Here is an 18,768-nt window from a genome sequence, read left to right as displayed (position 1 = left end):
TGCTCATGTCGTCCCCATTTGGTAATTCCGGCACTAACAGCTTTGGCCAATCCCAACCCAACTCTGGCACACAATCACCCCCAAGCTTCGGCGGTGGGTTTGGCCAGCAGCCTAGCCAGCAAGGTTTTGAGACTGCACCGAGCGCATTCGGCCAGCAACCTGCACCGGCTGGTGGTTCGAGCTCGCCTTTTGGCGCATCAACTCCCGATACCTCCTTTGAGCGTGATACCCCACCAGCGCTTGCTGCCCCAGCGACCGGCCCGTGGGGTTTTGTCAGCGCTGCGACCGTGGCCGCGTTTGTTGGGTTGATCTGTGGTGTGCTTGCGCCCGTTATCGGTGGCAGTGCCACCGATAGTGGTTTCCGCATGTTTGCCATCGCGGGGTGGGTCTTGTCCGGAATTATTGCTTTTGTGCTGGTGGGGGTGCATAAAGTGGTGGACAATAAGCGCAAGTCGGCAGCTTGTTACTTGGAAAATTCGACTCACGTTGCCCTGACTCGTCTGGCCCTCGCGGTGGGGGCGATAGGGGTTGTGATTACTGCGATTGAAATCTCCTTGTGGGTTTCTAAGGTGTTTTAACACGAAGGGGTACCGCCATGTATCGATCGACAAGAAGGACTACTGTGACAAAACTGTTTCACCGTGGCGTTGCGGCGGCAGCGGCATTCGCTTCTGTGGCGGCTGTTAACTCCGCAGCCTTAGTGTTGGCCCAAGAAACCGACCTTTCGCCCATTGCGGAACAAAACCTGAGCCGACTTAGCTCGTGTATTTCCAACAAGAAACAGGCTGACCTGCTGTTTGTGATTGACGAGTCGGCGTCGTTGCGCGGGCATAATGGTCCGGCAACCGACCCTGAAAATGTGCGCGTTGCCGCCGCCCAAGACTTAATCCAGCAGTTAGGGAAGGTCGCGAATAACTCCAATGCTGATATCAACGTTAAGCTCGCTGGTTTCGGTGAAAAATACAGCTCCGACCCCGCAGTGTATGGGGAGTGGACGAACGTGCGCACCGACGTCGATAAGCTGACGAGGTCGGTGGCAGGTTTCGCGGAGCGCAACAACGAAATGTACACCAACTACTCAGTCGCGCTTAACGGCGCACTGCGCGATATTTCTGCCCACTCGCAGGCTCATTCTTGTCGCTCCATCCTGTTTTTCACCGACGGTCAGCTCACCGTCCCCGGCGACAAAGCCGCAGATCAAGCCGCGCAGGAGCGTATTTGCGCCGCCCACGGTGTGGTCGAAAGCCTGCGCCATTCCCAGATTCAGCTGTTCATCGTGGGTTTGATCCCGCAGGGTGAAGGCAGCCCGGAAAAGTTGCTGCGGGATATGGCGGAGACGAACGAGTGCGGACCGAACCTGCCTGCGAACGGCGCATTCTTTAATGCGAAGGATAACCCGGCAGCACTGTTTGGTGCGTTCCGCCAGATTTTGCCGGATTCTGGTTCGGCGTCGTTTAAGGGAAGCACGGAAGATTTCTTCAACTTCACCCTCGACAACTCCATCACGGATGTGCGACTCGAAGCGCAGCCGGAGGAAGCGAAGGGGGAGAAAGACCTGATCCCGGTGCTGAAAACTCCCACGGGGCAGGTGCTGGAGCTTAACCAGCCGAGCCTAGATGTTCAGGGTGTGAAGTTCCAGGTTCAGCGCGGTGAGACGCTGCCGGGCATGGTGGATGTGAGCATCACGAAGCCGGAAGAGGTGGACTGGTCGGGGCAGTGGTCGTTCGGTTACCGCGCCACCGAGGGTAATCACACTACTTACCGTGCGAAGATGCAGATTTTCCCCGGTTTGCACATTTCTGTCGATGAGCTTCGCGAGAAAGAAAACGCGGGCTTGTCTAATCAAGACATGCTGACTGTCACCCTTCTTGATAAGAACGGCACTGCACGCAGGCTCGACGGCGACGCCATGCTGACCGCAACCTTCGTGCCCACCGGTGCGGAGCATGGGGAGGCGTTGACCAGCCCGCAGCCAATCAAGGACGGGAACACTGTGACCATCCCGCTGCAGGAAATCGACAATGTTGCCACCGGTGACATTGTGCTCACCGCCCACATCACCACGAAGGGGAAGGGAGAGGTGCCGGGCACACAGCTTTCGCCGTTGACCGCGCAGTTCCCAGTGACGATCACCCCGGTGAATATGCCGAAGATCTCCGCGGGTGTCGATATTGCGGTTGAAAGCAAAGAAATAACCTTTAACCTGCCAGTTGAAGGCCCGGGAAGTGTCTGGTTGGGCGATACTGGTGGGGTGAAAGCAACCCTGCCTGAAGGTGTTGCTGGGCTTGCGGTGAGCTCCCCGAATAACTCGAAGGAGACGGCGCTGACCTTAGCTAAGGGTGAGAAGGCACAACTGCCTGTCACTTTGTCGGTTGAGAAGCTTGCCGACGGCCCCATCGCGTTGTCCCTTCCCGTTCAGCTTGTCAGTGAAGATCAGGCAACGAATGCCGCCGTTGAGCTTCCGGTCACCGGCACCATGCGCGTGCCTGTGAACACAGCGGTATTTTCCGTGGCTATGATTCTCGCGCTCTTATTGGGTTTGCTCATCCCGCTGGCGATTTTGTACACCTTCAAGTACATCACTGGGGTTATCCCACGGAAGAAGATTTACGGCTACAGCTTCCCCATTGCTGTGGATAATGATGAGGTGATCCGCACCGATGGGGATCGCGCGATCGCGTTGAATACCCAGGATATGGTGTTTAACAACACTGGTGTGATGCCGCAGCCGCGCAGCATTGTTGTGGCGGGCAAGAAGCTGTCGGTCACAATGGGCTGGAATCCTTTCGCTTCCGCCTATGTGCTGGCGGATTCTGCACCATCTATTTTCGGCAAGGGAAATCATGAAAAGCAGCGGGCGAAACTCCCACTGAGCATTGCCGGCCACTGGATTGTGTACGCGCTTCATGCTGAGTCTGGCACGGGACAAGTGCTTGTGCTTGTGGATGAACATGTGCAGCAAGATTCTCTCGACGCACTTTCCTCCGAAATTAAGCGCGGCGCGAAAGACCTGCTGGACACGCTCGCGCACAACGCCCCGCAGAATCCTCCAAGTGCTGAGGATGCCTCCTCATTCCCACAACCGCAGGATGTACCTGAAGATTTCCCGACTGCGCAGCCGCAAGAACAAAGCTGGCCGAGTTCTGGTGCAACACCACACCCAACTTTTGGGGCGGGAACTGCACCGCAACCAGAACCTAATTCGGGATTCGGTGGCCCCGATACACGCTCTCAGCAACCGCAGCCACCTTCTCATCCATTTGGGCAACTTCACCCTCAAAACCCGCCGAATAATCCCTTCGGCCCAAAGCACTAGAGCGATATCCCCCCACCGCAAGGTGGGGGTGGCTTCAACAGAACAACACACTGACACACCTGCCCTACCCACACACCACTGATGCGGGGATTGGCCTTTTCAAAAGGAGACACAGATGCGTAAGTTTCTCATCGTAGGATGCGGCGGTTCCGGCGCAAAAACACAGGCGTACATGATGGATCAGCTCAAAGCGCTTATACGCACTCTCGATCCGAGCCGCACTGAACTGCCCAAAGCATGGCAATTTGTCTCCATCGACGTGCCAATCCAACCCGAACCTGGGCCATCAGGTTTGCCTAATGTGCAACAAGCAGGCGGCCACTACATCGGTATTGGTAGCACCCAGCCGTATTCCACCTTCGATTCTGCTGTCACCAGTGAGCTTGCAAGCAATGGTGGGTTGAAAGAGGTTGCGACGTGGGCGCCAAGCTCACCTGCGAGTATCCACACCCCAGTCTCCGACGGCGCGGGCCAATACCGCTGCCTTGGGCGTATGCTCACAATCCCGAGCCTGAAGCGGATTCAGGAGGGTCTGAGTCGTGCGTTGGATCAGATGAATACTGCCGAAGCAGTCAACGAGCTTAATGAACTCAACTATAAAATCACTGGTAAAAGCTCCAACGCACACAATACCGCACCTGCCATTCTGGTGATTTCCTCCATGGCTGGTGGCGCGGGCGCATCTATGTTCCTTGACGTGTGCCGTGTTTTGTCCACACTGCCGAACGCCAAACCGGAACACACTGGCGTGTTCATGATGACCCCGGAAGTCTTCGAACAACTCCCACGTGAGCAAATGGTGGGCGCATGGCCGAACTCGCTGGCGATGTTTGGTGAGGTGTTCGCCACCCAAACCGGTGCTGCCACCGCCAACGACGCCGCCTTGTATGAGGCCTTGGGTGTTCATGGCGGAAACCGTCATTCCACTTTCGCCCGCCTTTTCCCCATCGGCAACCGCATGGGCAGCTACAAAGCACGATTCGGCGATGGATCCAGCACCGCTGTGTACCGGGGCCTGGGCCGTGCACTGTCAGCATTGATGTACTCCGACAAGGCATCCGACAGTTTCGTCACCTACTCGCTGGCCAATACTGGTTCGCCCGATGCGCTGCGCCAATACCTTGGGTGGGCACACACATCCACGCTGAAGTGGGATGGTTTGCCATGGGGTTCGTTGGGTTACGCCCAGCTGAGCATGGGTCGGGATAAATACGCTGAATATTCGGCGCAACGTCTTGCCCGCGCGGCTTTTGATCGGCTGCTGAAAGGCCACGTCGACCCCACGAACTTGGCGACGGCGGAGGAGCAGCTCAAAGCACGTATCGACGAGCGCTTCCCACGGGTCTTGGAAAAACTACTGATCAACCCTGAGTTCCGCTACCAGGAAGTCACCAATGCCTCCATTGCTGGTTGGCTCCACAATACCTTCAGCCAGCAGCTGTACTCCGGTGTGGCTGAGGCCGAAACTTGGATTGGTTCTGCACTCCCACGCCCAGTTGATGGTCAAAAGACGAACGAGTGGGCCAGCGAAATTGAAAACCGCATGGCTAACCCTGAGTTTGATCGTCGCCTGCGCGACATACTCGATCGCAAAGCGTATGCAGCCGTCTACGAGTTCGCCGACTGGTTCACCGATGCCGTGATCGCACAGGCAGAAAGTGAGCTTTCACAGGTGGGCGTGCCGTATCTTGAGGCGATTGTGGCGCAGCTCAGCGTGATCATTCAGCAAAAACTCTCCAACGGCATGAACCTGTTGCTCGGCTCTTATTCCATGATGAGCCCGTCGGCTAAGCCATCCTCAGCCGATATGATTTTGCAGCCACTGACCGGCAATAAGCGTATCCATAACGGTGAGGCCATTGTGGACCAGCTGAAGGTGGCTTATCGCGAACAGCTCAACAACTACATGACCATTGCTCTTGCTAAGGTGCTGCTGCCGGTATTAGATGATTTCCGTGTTGGTGTGTTGGCGCGACTTCAAAGAGAAGTAGAAAAAGCCCACATGGACTTGGCAGAAGCGAGCCGCAAGAAGGATGCGCAGCTGAACTTGGCCGATGTATCAACCACCGATCCGGTGGCGTGGCCAACTGATCGGGATGAGAAGATCTCTGACCGATTCCGTGGCTCCTCCAACGAAATCCTCATCACTGAGGTGGATAATTTCCCAGCCGACTATGAGCAGCAGCTCATAGAGGCGGTGCGCGTCCAAGACGAGCACATTCAAGATCTTGCCCAGGCATCGCGTGTTGCAGCCCGCGCTGTGATCGCGGGCAGGTGGGAAACGACCGATGCGATCAAGGCTCCGGAAAATACACTGGCGGCGAAGAAGCGGGAAAACACGCGCGTGAATCGTGCAGGTTGGGTGAGCAAGCATCTGCAGGTGTCCCCGCATGATTTTTCGGAGATGCGGGAATCGTCCACCGCTGTGTTCGCGGCTCTTATTCGCCCCGATGATTTGCTGGAGCGCGCACGGATGTGGATTAACCGCCCGGGTTACCACTTTGAGCGTTTCATTGCCGCTGACCTGCGCAGCTACATGACCCGCGATGAGAATATTGCGGATTCGGAGTACAACGCCCGCATTCAGCGTCTGCGCTCTGCTTTCCACAAGGCATTGTTCCTTGCTCGACCCTTGGCGGCGGTGAATTCGGCCATGGTTCAGCTTGTGCACAACACGTCGGTGACTAATCGCTACACCTTCTCCGAAATCCCATTCCAGTATTTGGATGCCTCGGAGGAATTGCTCAATGAGATCAAGGGCATGGCCGATATTGATCCGAATACTTTGAGTGTGTTTGAGAATTCGTTGACGGATGCGAAGAAGATTCAGCGGATTGATATTTTCGGTTCCTATCCGAACTACTCGCCGATTGTGTTTAGCTCCTTGTTGCCGCACATTGCTAACGACTGGGCTTCGCGCATTAATAAGGCTAATTTCTGGCAGATGCGCCGCACACGGAGCTTGGCTGCGGCATTGCCGTTGAGTGTTGATGAGCGTAAGGCTATGGTGGCGGGCTGGATTTTGGGTGTGGCTACTGGCCGGATCTATATCCACAACCAGGAGCAGGAGAATGCTCAAGCCTATATTTACGATGGTTCCCAGTGGTTGGCGTTCCCCGCGCCGATGCTGACTGGTCCCAGCCAGATGCGTAATCGTATTGACTGGATGCCTGTTGTGCTGGAGTCGATTTTGTTGGCTTATGCCGAAAGCCACAATAAGGATAACGGTGGGCAGTTGGCGCAGTCGCTGCGCCCATACTGGGCACTTCGTGGCATTTTTGATAATTCTGTGGAGTCGCCAATTAATGCCGGTGGCGGTGTGCGTCACCCTGCGGTGGATACTATTGCGCACTTCTTGCGCACCGGTGAAAAGCCTGCGGAGCAGGGCGTTGTGGGTACTGGTGTGGAGGATCGCGCTGCGATGCTGGAGAATCATTTGAAGGAGACGTTGAAGTTGGCTGATAATTTCGTGCCTTCGACTTCTCATGGTTTCCCCGGTGCTGCTTCGGCCACGAAGGAGTGGGCTATGCCGCCAACTCGTATGCATGCGGCGAAGATGCCGTTCTATCGGGATTTTGCCCAGGATGTGGTGGAGATGACGAACCTGATTTATTCGTTGTTGCCGCAGGCGAAGCAGGTGGCAACGCAGGTGGTGCAAAGCCCAGCTTTTGATATTGGTTTTGACAGCACTGCGCAGGGCCCAAGCTTTAATGCTGGGGATTCGAACGTGGAGTTCAAGGGCTTTGGGGGTGGACTGGTATGAGTTTTGTAGGGCACGCCCACGTGTTTTTCTTAGGGCACGGGGAACTCTTTGAGGAACTGCGTTCCCATGTGTCGGATCTTGCTGCGCTGCGCCAGATCCGCACCTGCTACTGGATTGATTGCACTTCGGATTTTTCTGATCCCTGCGTGCGCGTGATTGGTTCAGGTTCTGACTCTTCGAAGCAGCAAGCTCGTCCACATGAGTACCTTGAGCTGATTTCGACGGTGCTGCGCCAGGTTGATACCACGGTTGTGGTGGTGGATGTGGAAGATCTCACCGATGGTGTTGCTTTCGCTACTGCTGATGTGGATCGCTGGTTGGGGCATTTGGAGACGTATATCAGGGGACATGTGGCGCGGGTGCGCATGGTGCTGCCCCGTTTGCCGCTGCAGCAGCAAGCCCCGCCACCACGCGATGGTTGGTCCACGCTGGTGTTGGCGCCGGAAGATGCGGATTCGCCGCTGTCGACCCCGCGTGCATTGGGGCGAGAGAATGATCCTTATGGTGCGGCGGTGGTGTTTGCCCCGATGATGATGAGTCTGACGGGGCTGTGGTCAACCTCGACTATGGTTCCGGTGCTAGATGAGACGGGTCGTGCGATTTCGACCAGTACCGGTGAGTATGTGCGTTTGGCGCGGGCGTTTCACCGCAACCTTGATGCGAGTGTGATTGAGAATCAGCTGCTTGCTGAGGTGCTGGATGTGAAAGAGCGGGTGCCGCAGACTGATTTCGTTGATGGCCGTCAAACGGTGCATATGTCGCATTCGGCGCAGGTGAATGCGCAGTATGCGGAGAAGTTGTTGGCTTATCACGAGGCTGGGTTGATGTCGACGCCGCAGCCGTTGGCAACACCGGAGTCGATTCGGCAAGAGGGTTTTGCGGCGATCAAGGCGTTTGTGAAGGAGTTTTTCAAGCTGGTGATCGGTTCGCCCACGTCGTGGTCGGCGTCGATACGCAGCAAGATTTCTGAAGATATCGCAGGTGTTGTGCAGCGCACGCTCTATGGCGAGAAAACCATGGTGGAGGTTGTTGTGGGCGCGGGCGCATCCCGTGCGACGATGGCTGAGCTGAAGGATTCCTCGGAAAAGATTATTCATTCGATGAGCCGGGATGGGTTCCAGGTGGGGCCTGCGCCGAGCTTGGCTACGCTGTGGAACCACTACACCGATGCTGCATTAACGCTTGTCGACGGCGCATCCAGGTTGCCCGGTGAGCTTGCGGGTCCGGTCGATAGCAACAAGAATCCGATGGTGGTGCGCCGTGCGCAGGATGCGGTGCCGGATGTGGAGGATTCTTTCAACGCCGATAACCACATCTTGCGCGACATCGTCAATCTTGACGAGAAACGCACCAAGGTGATGCCTTTCGACGTGCACCGCAGTGGTTTGTTTGAGCAGGAATTGCAGTATGCCGCATCCCAGACCGCCGATAGTACGGTGATGGCGATGCGTGAAGAATTCCACGAGTGGAAGCAGAAAGCATCAACCAGTTTCGCGTGGAATGTGGGTCAAGGTCTTGTTGCTCGTTCGCATCTGGCGCAAAACCGGGCGAAAGATGCCTATGTGAATATCGAAGCGATGCGCAAGGGGCTAGAGTCGCTCAACCAGCGAGATTTTGAGGCGGAAAACCGCCGTTTGAGTCGCCGCTTGCACAGTATTACTGCCCTGTGGCTGCTGCTGATGGTCCTCATTGGCTATTCCACGATCCGCTACTACAAGCAGGACTGGCAGGTTATAGTGCAGTGGCCTGGCATTGATTGGCGGTGGTGCCTGCTTGGCACCTTCCTTGTGACCGTGGTGTGTTTAGCCATCCAGATGAGCATGTTTGCCAAAGGCCGGCGCGGCATTATTGATGAGGTCCAACGCAAGAAACTCTTAGAACAAAACCTCGAAATCACGCTGAATAACTACAACCAATCTGTGGCTGATATTCACCGCGTGGCAAATGCCTACACCCAGTTCTTGTCCTGGAGCATGCTGCTGGGACGCGTGTTGGCCTACCCCTTTGGGCAGGCGCGCCGGGAACGGACGGAGATGATGATCCCGACTTCTGGTTTGCCCCGTTCGACCCAGCTGGGGCGCACGGTGTTAAGCCCTGAGGCGCTGCATACTCTTTCCCATGAAGTGCGGGGCGGAATGTTTGAAGAAAGCTGGGCCGGAAACGCGTGGAGTGAATTTGTAGCTGATGCTTCTCAGGCATTGCACGATCGCACGGGGGCGAATACGCCGAAGCTGATGGATATGTTTGGTTTACCTGGGTATGATTCCGGTTCCACATTGGATGAGCTGGCACATATGAGTGTCAGTGAGGCACTGGCCGACTGGGATCGAATCCACAACCGCTGGGCGATGGTGATTTCTGATCCGGCGCTGGCCAAGCGGGTGGAGCTGAGCTTAGGCACCGTGGAGTTTGTTGAAAACGGCGTGGTGCATACAACCTCACGCGAGCAGTTCTTGTCGGCGCTTAAGACCACGCAGCAAACCACGCATACGTTTGCAAATAGTGCGGTGAATCCGGCCGGTGTGAATCACGGGGCCACCCAGGTGGCGGAAGATTTAACCTGCCTTGATTTGCGGGAACAAGCCGAAGCACAGCTGACTCATTGCATTACCTTAGCCCAGTTTGGGCGTGTGGTTCCGCTCGACGATATCGTAGCTGCCCAGCAAAATTCGGGCACTGAGGTCCGTGAGTTTAGCTTTGATCAGCACCACGCGCAGCAGCCGATGTTTCAGACGGATAACCAGACCCCAGATTTTGGCACGCACGGGTTGATCTAGGAACACGGTGATTGATTGTGGGAGAAAATAACAACACAATGACGATGAACTCCTGGCTCGCGGATCTGCCCATGCCCATCCTTGCCCAAATCTCGGCACTGATTCGTCCGGAAGTCGAGGATATTCGTGCGCTCGCACCGGAGCTGTCGCCCCAGCAAGCACAGTATCTTGCGCAGCTTCTTCACGGTGATCCGCAGGCGTTCACGCCGCTGGCGCAGAAACATGACAGTGCACAGCCCAATGATTCCGACGTCGATACGCAAGAAGGTGAACCTAACACCGCGGCGCAGCACGCAGCCACACCAGCACCGGATACGGCCGACGCGGATGACCGCTGGGACTTCGGCACCGACGCCTGGGACGGCGAAAGCAGCGAACCCTGCGTGGACGAAAACGACTTCCTGCAACCACCACTGCATGCCTTCGCCCCCTTTAACTGGTCAAGCGACACCAGAGCGAAAGACACAGTCACCGCCAAAGCAGAAACACCAGCCACCCCAGCCACAAGCGACGAGGACACCCCCGACACCAGCACCAACCCCACCTCCGTCCTGGTGTACTGGGAGCATATCGACGCGGGCGACAACATCGTGTTCTACCGCCTCGTGGGCTCCAACAAGGAAGAACAATGCTCCCCCGAATCCGGCGACATCCTTGTCCACACCAAGGGTCGGGCGTTTCGCGATACCATCCCACCGCACGTAGGGATGCGCCACTACATGGTGTGGGCTTATGTGGGACCGAACGCAAAAGAAGCGATAAAAACCCAGCCCATCTTTGTTGGCGAAACCGCACTCGCACTACCGCCACGCGACTTCAGCCTAGTGGAAACCAACGGCACCGTATCCGGCACCTGGACCCCACTCATCGGGCACGAAGATGCGCAAGTTTTTGTCCGCGAACACGGACACAACACACCGCTGGATATTCCCCAGTGCGAAATCCGGGAAGGGGTCACCGGCCGCAACTTCACCTACACCGTACCTACCCGGGGTAAAACCTACGACTTCCAAGTTTTTCCCGGCTACACGTTCCGCGGCGTACGCCGACGCGGCCACGGCAGCGCGATCATCACCCGCACGATCAGTGCAAACATTCAACAAGTAGAAATCACAACCGCGTTTCGCATCCCCGGGGTGGAACACGACCAAATTCACTTAAGCTGGATCGCCCCACCCACCGGCGAAGTCAAAATCTACCTCACCTGTACCGAACCGAAGCCGGATATGATCGGGCTTTCCATCGACTCCAGCTATATCGCCGACGATGAAGCACTCGGCACCACAGAATGGGTCAGCACCTATGAGCGCGAACCCGGCACCCAAGTGGATGAGACAGTGATCTGGCCAAGCGACTGGTCGCAAGTGTACTGCGTGCCCGTCAACGTTGTCGGCGACAAATCCATGGTTGGAACCTTCAAAGTAGTCAACCGTGTCTCCCCCATCAAGGAATACAGCCTGCACGAGCGCGTCTCCAGCCAGCTGATCACCTTCGACTGGCCACAAGGCGCAGCACTCGTCCAAGTGCATTCCTCGCAAAGCAACATTTCCGAAGAGCTAGTAGAAGAAGACTATCGACGCCAAGGCGGCATCCGCTTAAAGCTGCACCATCTCGGCGACACCGTCACACTCGCCCCGAAGTCACTGTACGCAGGTATCTACACCGAAGCTGAAGTCACCGAAATTGCTTACGACGGACTGAAAACCTACTCCTACGGTGTGATCCACTCGCACCCACACGGGCAGGACATATCAAAACTGTGGATTTGGCGTAACGACGCCCAAGACCGCAAACCCCCCACCTTCGTCATGGTGTACAACGAAGAACGCCTCCCACTGCACATCAACGATGGCACCCCAGTGACCACAGCCCCATACCAATCCGATGGCACCTATGACGCCCGCCAAGCAGGACGATTCATCGTCCCAGTCGAACTAGCCAACGGGCCCGACGAAGCCTACGACCATGGGCGAGGCATGCACTGGGCACTCGATTTGAAAGACACCGCCCACGGCTTCATTCGCCTCTTTATCCAACACGACCTCGCCCGCGCCCACTCCTTAGGCACCCCAGTAGTCCTTGATGATTACGCGGTGGCAAGCCTTAACCTCGCTTCCCGAATGCAGGTGGAACAACGATGAACACACACCACACAGTAGGAGTATTCAGCTTCGCATCCTTCTCCCCAAGCCCGCAGCGCGCCGGCGGGTGGAGCGTGGGCGATGTGAAAGGTGTTATTTCGGCGGATGATGCTAATTCTTTACGCCGACTTATCCCCACATCGCTCAATGATGGCGAAACGCCCGGCAACTATCCTTCCCGAGAGGAGATTGCGCAGTTGAACCGTCGTTTCGCATGGCTGCCAATCCTGGACCACAGCGGGCAGGTGTCGCAGTGGTGGGCGTTTTATGCCTCTGCTCATGCGGGCCAAGATTCGACGGGGCGTCCGGGCAATGTGTTTAGTTTTGTTCAGGTTTGCCCGAACGGGACGAAGGATATTGATCCGGTAGGGATGCTGTATTCACCTGAAATCCCAGTTCCTTTTGGTAAGAGTCAGGTGGATAAGGTTCAGTTGCCGGATCGTACTTCAACCCCTGGCCCTGTGACGAATGCCGTGGTGGATGCGTTTATCCACGGCTGGGAGGGTGATTCACCTCTACCGGAAAACTTTGCCCAGGTAACCCCTGTGAACCCAGGCCCGCAGCGCAGCCAAATTTTGTCGACGCTGGTGGGGTTGGTGCAGTCGGGTTCTTTGGTTGTGTTGGCATGCCCATTGAAAGAATCCGCGTTGTGGGTCACTGCGGTGGGTCGAGCGGTGGGGAAGAATTTTAGTTTTTCTACTTTTGAGACCCCAGACCGGCTCATGGAAATGTTTGATCATTTCTGCCAGTTCGCAGTGGTGAAAACAACTGATGCTGAAGCCGCGAAGCAACGCGTTGGCACGAGGGCAGTGGTGGTCAGTGTGGACGAGCCTTTGCCATTCTCACCCGAGGCTGAGCCGATGAGTTTCGTGCTTCCCGAACCACCGGAGCCCGTTCATCTTCCCCAGCAAACCCCACCACTAGCAGTGGAATTGGGCACCGTCGCCGAAACTGCCCATCCGCCACACCCACACGCACAGTCACCGTCATACACCAACCCCGTGGCACCAGTGCACACCAACCCCGTGGCACCGACTGACGTTTTCCACACTCCACCACAAGCCGCACAAACACAGCAACCACCACAAGCACAGCAATCACAACCACTCCAGGTGCCGGTGGAACAGCAGGCAGCACCTCCTGTGCACTCTGCGCCTGAAACTGTTTACACACCACACTGTGAGCCTGAGGTTGCTTACACACCGCACTTTGTGCCGCAGGCCCCGATGGAGAGTCTGGGAATCCCGGTGGACATGGCAGGGGAGAACCCCTTCACCCTTCCACCTGTAGGCGCAACACCAGAGTTGCAGCAACCTAGTAACGGGCAGACTGATCCGTTGCTGGGTGATGAGGCGGCGTCGATACGCGATGCGGCCTATAGCGGGGAGATGCAGCCGGGAATGCGATATGAATCGGTGCTGGAATTGAGCGCGGAAGATCTGCAGCTGATCGGCCAAAATGTGGAAACACTCAAGCATATTTTCAGCCAAGACACCCACAAAAGCCTCGATAGTTGGCGGATGCTCGCACGCCTGAATCAACTCGCTGCCTGCCCGCCGCACACCCCGGAGCTCGTCGAATTTCGTGCCCGTATGCTCCTCACCGTAGCCGACATGAACGACACAGCCTTTGTCACCGCACTGCCTGAGCTGGGCATTCTCACCGCCATCCAACGCGGCGCAGTGCTCGACGCATTCGTTGAGCAAGCCCAAACATTCCTCGACCCAGTAGCCAGCGAATGGGAAGGGTTCTACGACTACGCCGAAAGCAACCTGCGCGCACTCCATACCCAATCCCCGCAGCTCGTGCCACTCGTGCGGGATGGGATCGAACGCCTGCGCGCCACGCAACACAGCTTCTTCGCACGCCGTGCCCAGACCACCACATCGGAGCCTGGTGAGGCGTGGCGGATTAAAGAACGCTGGGCCGATACAGCAAGCCAACCGCAAATCATTGAGGGAAAGAGGTAACACAGTGAACACAACAACACTGCACGATGGTCAGTCGTACCCCATCGCACGCGGCGACTTCTTGCGCATCGACGGTTGGCTCACCCAAGGCAACGCCGCAGACATTGTCCTTGATGTCACCGGCGATGTTTCATTCACCCGGGCACACGATGCACAAATCTACCTCACCACCTTCACCGACAAAGCAAATATTGTGGTTCGGCGCAAAGGTGGCGGCGAATTCCCGCCTGATCATTCCATCAACATTGCAGTCTCCCAACTCGGCACGGGTCGCCCTGAGCGGGTGGAGTTTCCCCAAGCCCGCCTCGACGGTGCCGCTGAGCGCGTCCTCGGGGAGCTGGTGCATCACAGCGACAACCAGGTGCTCATCACCGCTTTTGGCACCAACGTTGCCAACGACCTCTCGCGCGCCGCCATGACAGCGGTATCCGCGCAACGGCTGGTTGGCGCAAGCCAGGCCCGCGCGAAGCAGATGCTGATCTGGGCAGACGCCTCCGCATCCATGTATCACACCATCACCGATGAGCTGCTCGGTTGCGTGGAAGAAATGCTGGTCGGTGTCGCCGACTACTTCGACATAAACATTCACCCGCGCAGCCACAGCTTGAGCACCTTCACACACACGCATGCCGCCGCCAGCACCACTATTGGGGCGCAAATTGTGCCCGCCGATCCTGATACTGCGATGGCTGTTGTCACCGTGAAACCGCGCCCAGTGTTGGCACAACTGGGCGATAGCACCGTGGTGCTGGTTGTCGGTGCGAATGCGTATGCTGAAATCGCCCAGTATCAGCGCAGCTACCAGGCGCAATTCCCGCTGCATCTCGTGGCTTTTGGGGACAAGGAAGCACGCGCACTTCTCGCCGGCGATCACCAAAGTCTTCGCCAGGCGGCACAGACGTGCGCGCTCGCCTTCGCCATCCCCGCGCAACAAGCAGCAACCGCACCAGGCGTGACGACGCCGAACACAGCTGATCCCGCACCGGCACCGCACAGCCAGAGCATGCCCGAAGACGGCAGCGCTGCGCCTACGCCTACGCCTGCGCCGGAGGGTGGGAGCATGGGGTTCATACCGGAAAGCCCGAACACCCCAGTAAACCCTGTGCTGCCTGGGGTAAATCCCTTCCAGCGCCCTGAGGTTGAGCAACCACCTGCATTCCCCGACACCGGCGACAGCTTCACACTGCCCCCGTCACCGTTTGCACCCAACCCGCTTGTCGACGACCCCAACGGAGGTCAGCACTAATGTTTGCGCGTTGCCCAGACACCTACCAGACACTCAACCCTGGCGATACGCTCTCCCGCACGGGACGCGAACTACTCCCAGGCTGGACCGAGTCCGTCACCCACTGTGTTGCCATGGCAGGCGCCCGCGCCTCAGGGAAAAGCCTGTACATGGCCGTGCTCATCAAACAACTGGAACTGCTTGCCCGCCAACGCTTCCAACACGTGGTGGTCACCCCAGCTGATTCGTCGACCAAACAGCGGTACTCCGAAAAATACGAACGACCCCTCTACCAAGAAATGAAACACATGCCACCGACGCCCACCAGCGCGAACGTGGACGCCTACCAGCGTGAGCCTTTCATTTTTAACCTTGGGGAATGGCCAGCACCCGATGGGGTCATGCGGAAAAACTACCTTGTGATCCGCGACGTAGCAGGCGAAGATCTCGAAAACCCCACTGTTGACCCAGCCTCCATGGAGTTTTTTCAGCACGCCGATCTGGTCATCATGCTCTTTGATCCCCTCAAAGTACCTGCCATCGCTACCTATTTGGCGGGATTAATTCCTATCCAAAGTGGGCTTGGCGGTAACCCGGAGGATGTTTTCCGGAACCTGATGAGGCTTTTAGGATCGCAGCGCCCACAACTGGCGTTGGCGGTATCAAAATTTGATACCCTCCAAACCCTCGACCGGCTCAGCGACAGCAATTGGAAGCACATCATGGGCAACCTTGGTGCCGCATTCCGGCGCGACAACGGGTTTGACTACGATCCACTCAGCCAGCAAGTACTCCACCTCGAAGTGGGTTCCCTCTTGCGGTTGATGGATGCCCGCAGCCTGATTAATATGGTCGAATCTGAATACCGCGACGCCCCCTACCAGTACTTTGCGGTATCCGCACTGGGCGAAGCACCCCGTGGTGAAAACCTCAGCCGCAAAGGCATCGCCCCCTACCGCTGCTTGGACCCCCTGTTGTGGTACTTAAGCAACCACGGTGTTTTTGTCCGAAGTGAATAAAGGAGACAGTCATGAATCCTCATCACAACACCCCATCCAGTGGCGGTGCCCACAACCCTTTTAGGGCACAACCACAGCAACCGCAGGGCACCAACTCGCCATTCGGGCCTGGAAATGCGGGCAACGATTCCCCATTCGGGCCCACACCCACCCCGAGTGCTTCCCCATTCGGTACCTCCCCACCAAGCGCCGGCTCACCGTTTGGCAGCAACCAGCCACCGCACAACTCACCTTTCGGTGGGCAACAACCCCCACCCCCAGCATCACATGCTTTCGGTGAGGCTATACCACCGGCAGCCACGCCGCAGGCTTTGAGCTATTCCACCGGAATCGTTGACGACTTATCCGACAAACGAAACCCCAGCCTTCGGCACACCTCCATTGTGAATGCGCCCTATGCGTTGTGGATTGCCGCAGCACTCTATGGGCTTGGGCTCATCCACGTGGGATGGATGCTGGCTAATGAATGTACTCGAAGCAACCCCCGCGACATTCTGGTGCTTATTCTTGGCATCTGCATTGTGGCGCTCATCGTTGGTGTGGTTGGCGTGCTCAAAGCACAATCCTGGGCGCGGTGGATTCTTGCAAGCATGACTGTGCTGGGAATACTTGTAGTTATTCTGCCGGGGCAGTGGTACCTCGCACCCCTTGGTATCGCAGGTGCTATTCTTGTGTGGTTGCCATCAAACCGCCCATGGTTCGGATACCGCACACAGAACTAAACCCCCGCGCGGTGGCGCTTGCAGAATAACTATGGGCGTGGATGTCACAGGTTGCGGGGGTTATATGGCAGGGGGTGCTGTGGTGAGTGCGGGGGGTAGAACGTTAAAGCTTGAGATTGTAGCGCTGAACGAGATTCTCCGACTCCTTGTGCATACCGCAGCTCCGATAATACAGCGCAGCTTCGCGCAACAGCTCATTTTGCATCCCGTATTGCTGGGCGATATTAGCCAGGCCAGCGAGCTCGATGCGGGAGAAAATAAAGCCCACCTTCCCCTCCTGGGAAAGCGCATCAAAGTGGAAGCGGGTAGGGATGCTCCACAGCAAGTCCCACGCGAGGGCATTGTTGCCTGCCCGCTTTTTCAGGTCGGCGTAAGTTCGAATTGCCCAGATCGTTTCGGTCTGCACTTCCAGGTGCCCTTGAGTGTGCAAATCAAGCAGGAAGTCGCATGTGCGTTGCGCTTCCTCCTCCATCACTGCGGGGCTGACAACTTTCGCCCAATTCACCGCAATCACTGCGGCGCGTGAGGCTGTCTGAATGTCTTTCAGTGAACGTGCACGCTCCTCCAAAAGGCGCAGCTTTGCGCGTGCCGACGCCCAATGCACCGCACCCGGAAACGGCAAGGTAGCAAACTTCCGCAGCGCATAATAGCTATTATGCAGGCTTAACAGGCTGATCTGATCCGCATCGAGGGTTGCGAGCACCCCGTGCCAACTATCTAAAGCATTGGTGTAGCTGCGGGCATGGGAGGGGGAAGATTCAAAAAACAGCGTGTCGGCCAAAACCTTATCCAACGCGATCATCTCTGTGCTGAGCACCCTCCCATTGCGCTCTAATTCGCAGGAAAGATGGGCACTAAGCTGTTGCACCCAGCGCTGTACCTGCTCAGCAGGGGCATTGACTAAGGGTGCGAAGAAGGCGGAGAAATCGCCCGCAAAATTGTCGATCCGCTTTCCTTGCGCAAACGCCTCAGCACCAAAGTGCGTGGCTAAAGCATTCGCACAGGTTTCTGACACCACAGCAGCAGGGGCAATCGGCTCAACCACGGGTGCTAATGGTTCCAATTCTGCTGTAGCTGTTTGCGCTCCTTCTGCTTTGTCGCTCACTGCAGGTGCTTCGGCGGATGCAGACGCTTGAGCGGCATCAGCACTATCGAGGGTGCCGAGCAAATCATCGTCCGCATCAAAAGCATGTGGGTCAAGGCTTGTGAGGAATTCCTTGCGCTTTGTGCTGGATTCTGTATCGCCTGCATACCACTCGGTGATGACCTGCATTTTTTGGGAGCGAAGAAACTGCGGATAATCACAGGTGATCAAGCTGAGGGCGGTACTCAAGCGGGAGAGTTCACGCGCGATTTCTTGGGCAGTGCTGCGCTTATCATCCTGTTTCGCCGTTTTCATGGTGAGCAGATAGTGGTCATAGGCGTCGACAACATGCGGCTGAAGGCTTAAGAGCTGTTCGAGAGAAAGTTGAGTGCTGTGCTCTTTCAACAGTGTGTACACAGCCAACGAACGAACTTCAGGCTCGGTGTGGGAAAGATTATGTACAAGCGTGCTCAACGTCATAAAAAATATCTTAAAGATCAGGGCTGACATTGTGGGGACTAGACGCAACTTTTACCCCCGAGAACACAGAAAACAACGCCAAATGTGTCACTATGTCCGAATGTGTGGTTTTTCACTGAACGGTGGCTCTGCGTCTTCAGGTCATAACTGGCATAATGAGAGAAGTGGGTTGAGTTACCCTTTTTCGTGAACTTTCAGGCCCATCAGGTGTCTGGAATGGTCGCTGAAAAAGACCACTGAAAAAAGACCACTGAAAGTCACGAACTTTCTT

Annotated in this window: 10 protein-coding genes; 9 read left to right on the top strand and 1 reads right to left on the bottom strand. The window is 56.6% G+C overall.

The window, feature by feature from the left end:
• Window positions 1–5: 5 nt before the first annotated feature.
• The 9 genes from CFELI_RS11895 to CFELI_RS11855 all read left to right on the top strand — a co-directional run bounded on the left by CFELI_RS11895 (window position 6) and on the right by CFELI_RS11855 (window position 16,933).
• A complete protein-coding gene (locus tag CFELI_RS11895) occupies window positions 6–578 on the top strand; it encodes a hypothetical protein (protein WP_277103852.1) in 573 nt (190 codons plus the stop codon).
• Window positions 579–622: 44 nt separating this feature from the next.
• A complete protein-coding gene (locus tag CFELI_RS11890; RefSeq protein ID WP_277103851.1) occupies window positions 623–3,316 on the top strand; it encodes a vWA domain-containing protein in 2,694 nt (897 codons plus the stop codon).
• 115 nt (window positions 3,317–3,431) lie between these two features.
• Window positions 3,432–7,079 carry a tubulin-like doman-containing protein gene (locus tag CFELI_RS11885; protein WP_277103850.1) on the top strand — a complete coding sequence of 1,216 codons (3,648 nt, stop codon included), beginning with the start codon at window positions 3,432–3,434 and terminating at the stop codon, window positions 7,077–7,079.
• Window positions 7,076–9,856, top strand: a complete 2,781-nt coding sequence (locus CFELI_RS11880) for a hypothetical protein (protein ID WP_277103849.1) — start codon at window positions 7,076–7,078, stop codon at window positions 9,854–9,856. The genes CFELI_RS11885 and CFELI_RS11880 overlap by 4 nt, the downstream gene beginning before the upstream one ends.
• Before the next feature lie 38 nt (window positions 9,857–9,894).
• Window positions 9,895–11,997 carry a SaeA-related protein gene (locus tag CFELI_RS11875; protein WP_290259033.1) on the top strand — a complete coding sequence of 701 codons (2,103 nt, stop codon included), beginning with the start codon at window positions 9,895–9,897 and terminating at the stop codon, window positions 11,995–11,997.
• The gene (locus CFELI_RS11870) at window positions 11,994–13,967 is read left to right on the top strand and encodes a GAP1-N2 domain-containing protein (protein WP_277103847.1); all 1,974 of its coding nucleotides are present in this window, start codon (window positions 11,994–11,996) and stop codon (window positions 13,965–13,967) included. The genes CFELI_RS11875 and CFELI_RS11870 overlap by 4 nt, the downstream gene beginning before the upstream one ends.
• A 4-nt stretch (window positions 13,968–13,971) precedes the next feature.
• The gene (locus CFELI_RS11865; protein ID WP_277103846.1) at window positions 13,972–15,213 is read left to right on the top strand and encodes a hypothetical protein; all 1,242 of its coding nucleotides are present in this window, start codon (window positions 13,972–13,974) and stop codon (window positions 15,211–15,213) included.
• Window positions 15,213–16,211 (top strand): hypothetical protein, encoded by a 999-nt coding sequence (locus CFELI_RS11860; RefSeq protein WP_277103845.1) that lies wholly within the window; start codon window positions 15,213–15,215, stop codon window positions 16,209–16,211. The genes CFELI_RS11865 and CFELI_RS11860 overlap by 1 nt, the downstream gene beginning before the upstream one ends.
• Window positions 16,212–16,222: 11 nt before the next feature.
• Window positions 16,223–16,933: a hypothetical protein gene (locus CFELI_RS11855; protein WP_277103844.1), complete on the top strand. Its 711-nt coding sequence runs from the start codon at window positions 16,223–16,225 to the stop codon at window positions 16,931–16,933.
• 103 nt (window positions 16,934–17,036) lie between these two features.
• On the opposite strand, the gene CFELI_RS11850 is transcribed toward CFELI_RS11855, so the two are convergent.
• Window positions 17,037–18,497 (bottom strand): hypothetical protein, encoded by a 1,461-nt coding sequence (locus tag CFELI_RS11850; RefSeq protein ID WP_277103843.1) that lies wholly within the window; start codon window positions 18,495–18,497, stop codon window positions 17,037–17,039.
• Between the last annotated feature and the right edge of the window lie 271 nt (window positions 18,498–18,768).

The sequence above is a fragment of the Corynebacterium felinum genome (genome assembly GCF_030408755.1).
Taxonomy (GTDB): domain Bacteria; phylum Actinomycetota; class Actinomycetes; order Mycobacteriales; family Mycobacteriaceae; genus Corynebacterium; species Corynebacterium felinum.
The sequence above is the reverse complement of the archived record's forward strand: the minus strand, read 5'-3'. Positions and strand labels throughout refer to the sequence as shown.

Excerpts from the sequence above, each read along its gene's own strand:
- CFELI_RS11885 (WP_277103850.1), top strand. The coding sequence starts at position 3,432 with ATGCGTAAGTTTCTCATCGTAGGATGCGGCGGTTCCGGCGCAAAAACA.
- CFELI_RS11850 (WP_277103843.1), bottom strand. The coding sequence starts at position 18,497 with ATGACGTTGAGCACGCTTGTACATAATCTTTCCCACACCGAGCCTGAA.
- CFELI_RS11895 (WP_277103852.1), top strand. The coding sequence starts at position 6 with ATGTCGTCCCCATTTGGTAATTCCGGCACTAACAGCTTTGGCCAATCC.
- CFELI_RS11855 (WP_277103844.1), top strand. The coding sequence starts at position 16,223 with ATGAATCCTCATCACAACACCCCATCCAGTGGCGGTGCCCACAACCCT.
- CFELI_RS11860 (WP_277103845.1), top strand. The coding sequence starts at position 15,213 with ATGTTTGCGCGTTGCCCAGACACCTACCAGACACTCAACCCTGGCGAT.
- CFELI_RS11880 (WP_277103849.1), top strand. The coding sequence starts at position 7,076 with ATGAGTTTTGTAGGGCACGCCCACGTGTTTTTCTTAGGGCACGGGGAA.
- CFELI_RS11870 (WP_277103847.1), top strand. The coding sequence starts at position 11,994 with ATGAACACACACCACACAGTAGGAGTATTCAGCTTCGCATCCTTCTCC.
- CFELI_RS11875 (WP_290259033.1), top strand. The coding sequence starts at position 9,895 with ATGACGATGAACTCCTGGCTCGCGGATCTGCCCATGCCCATCCTTGCC.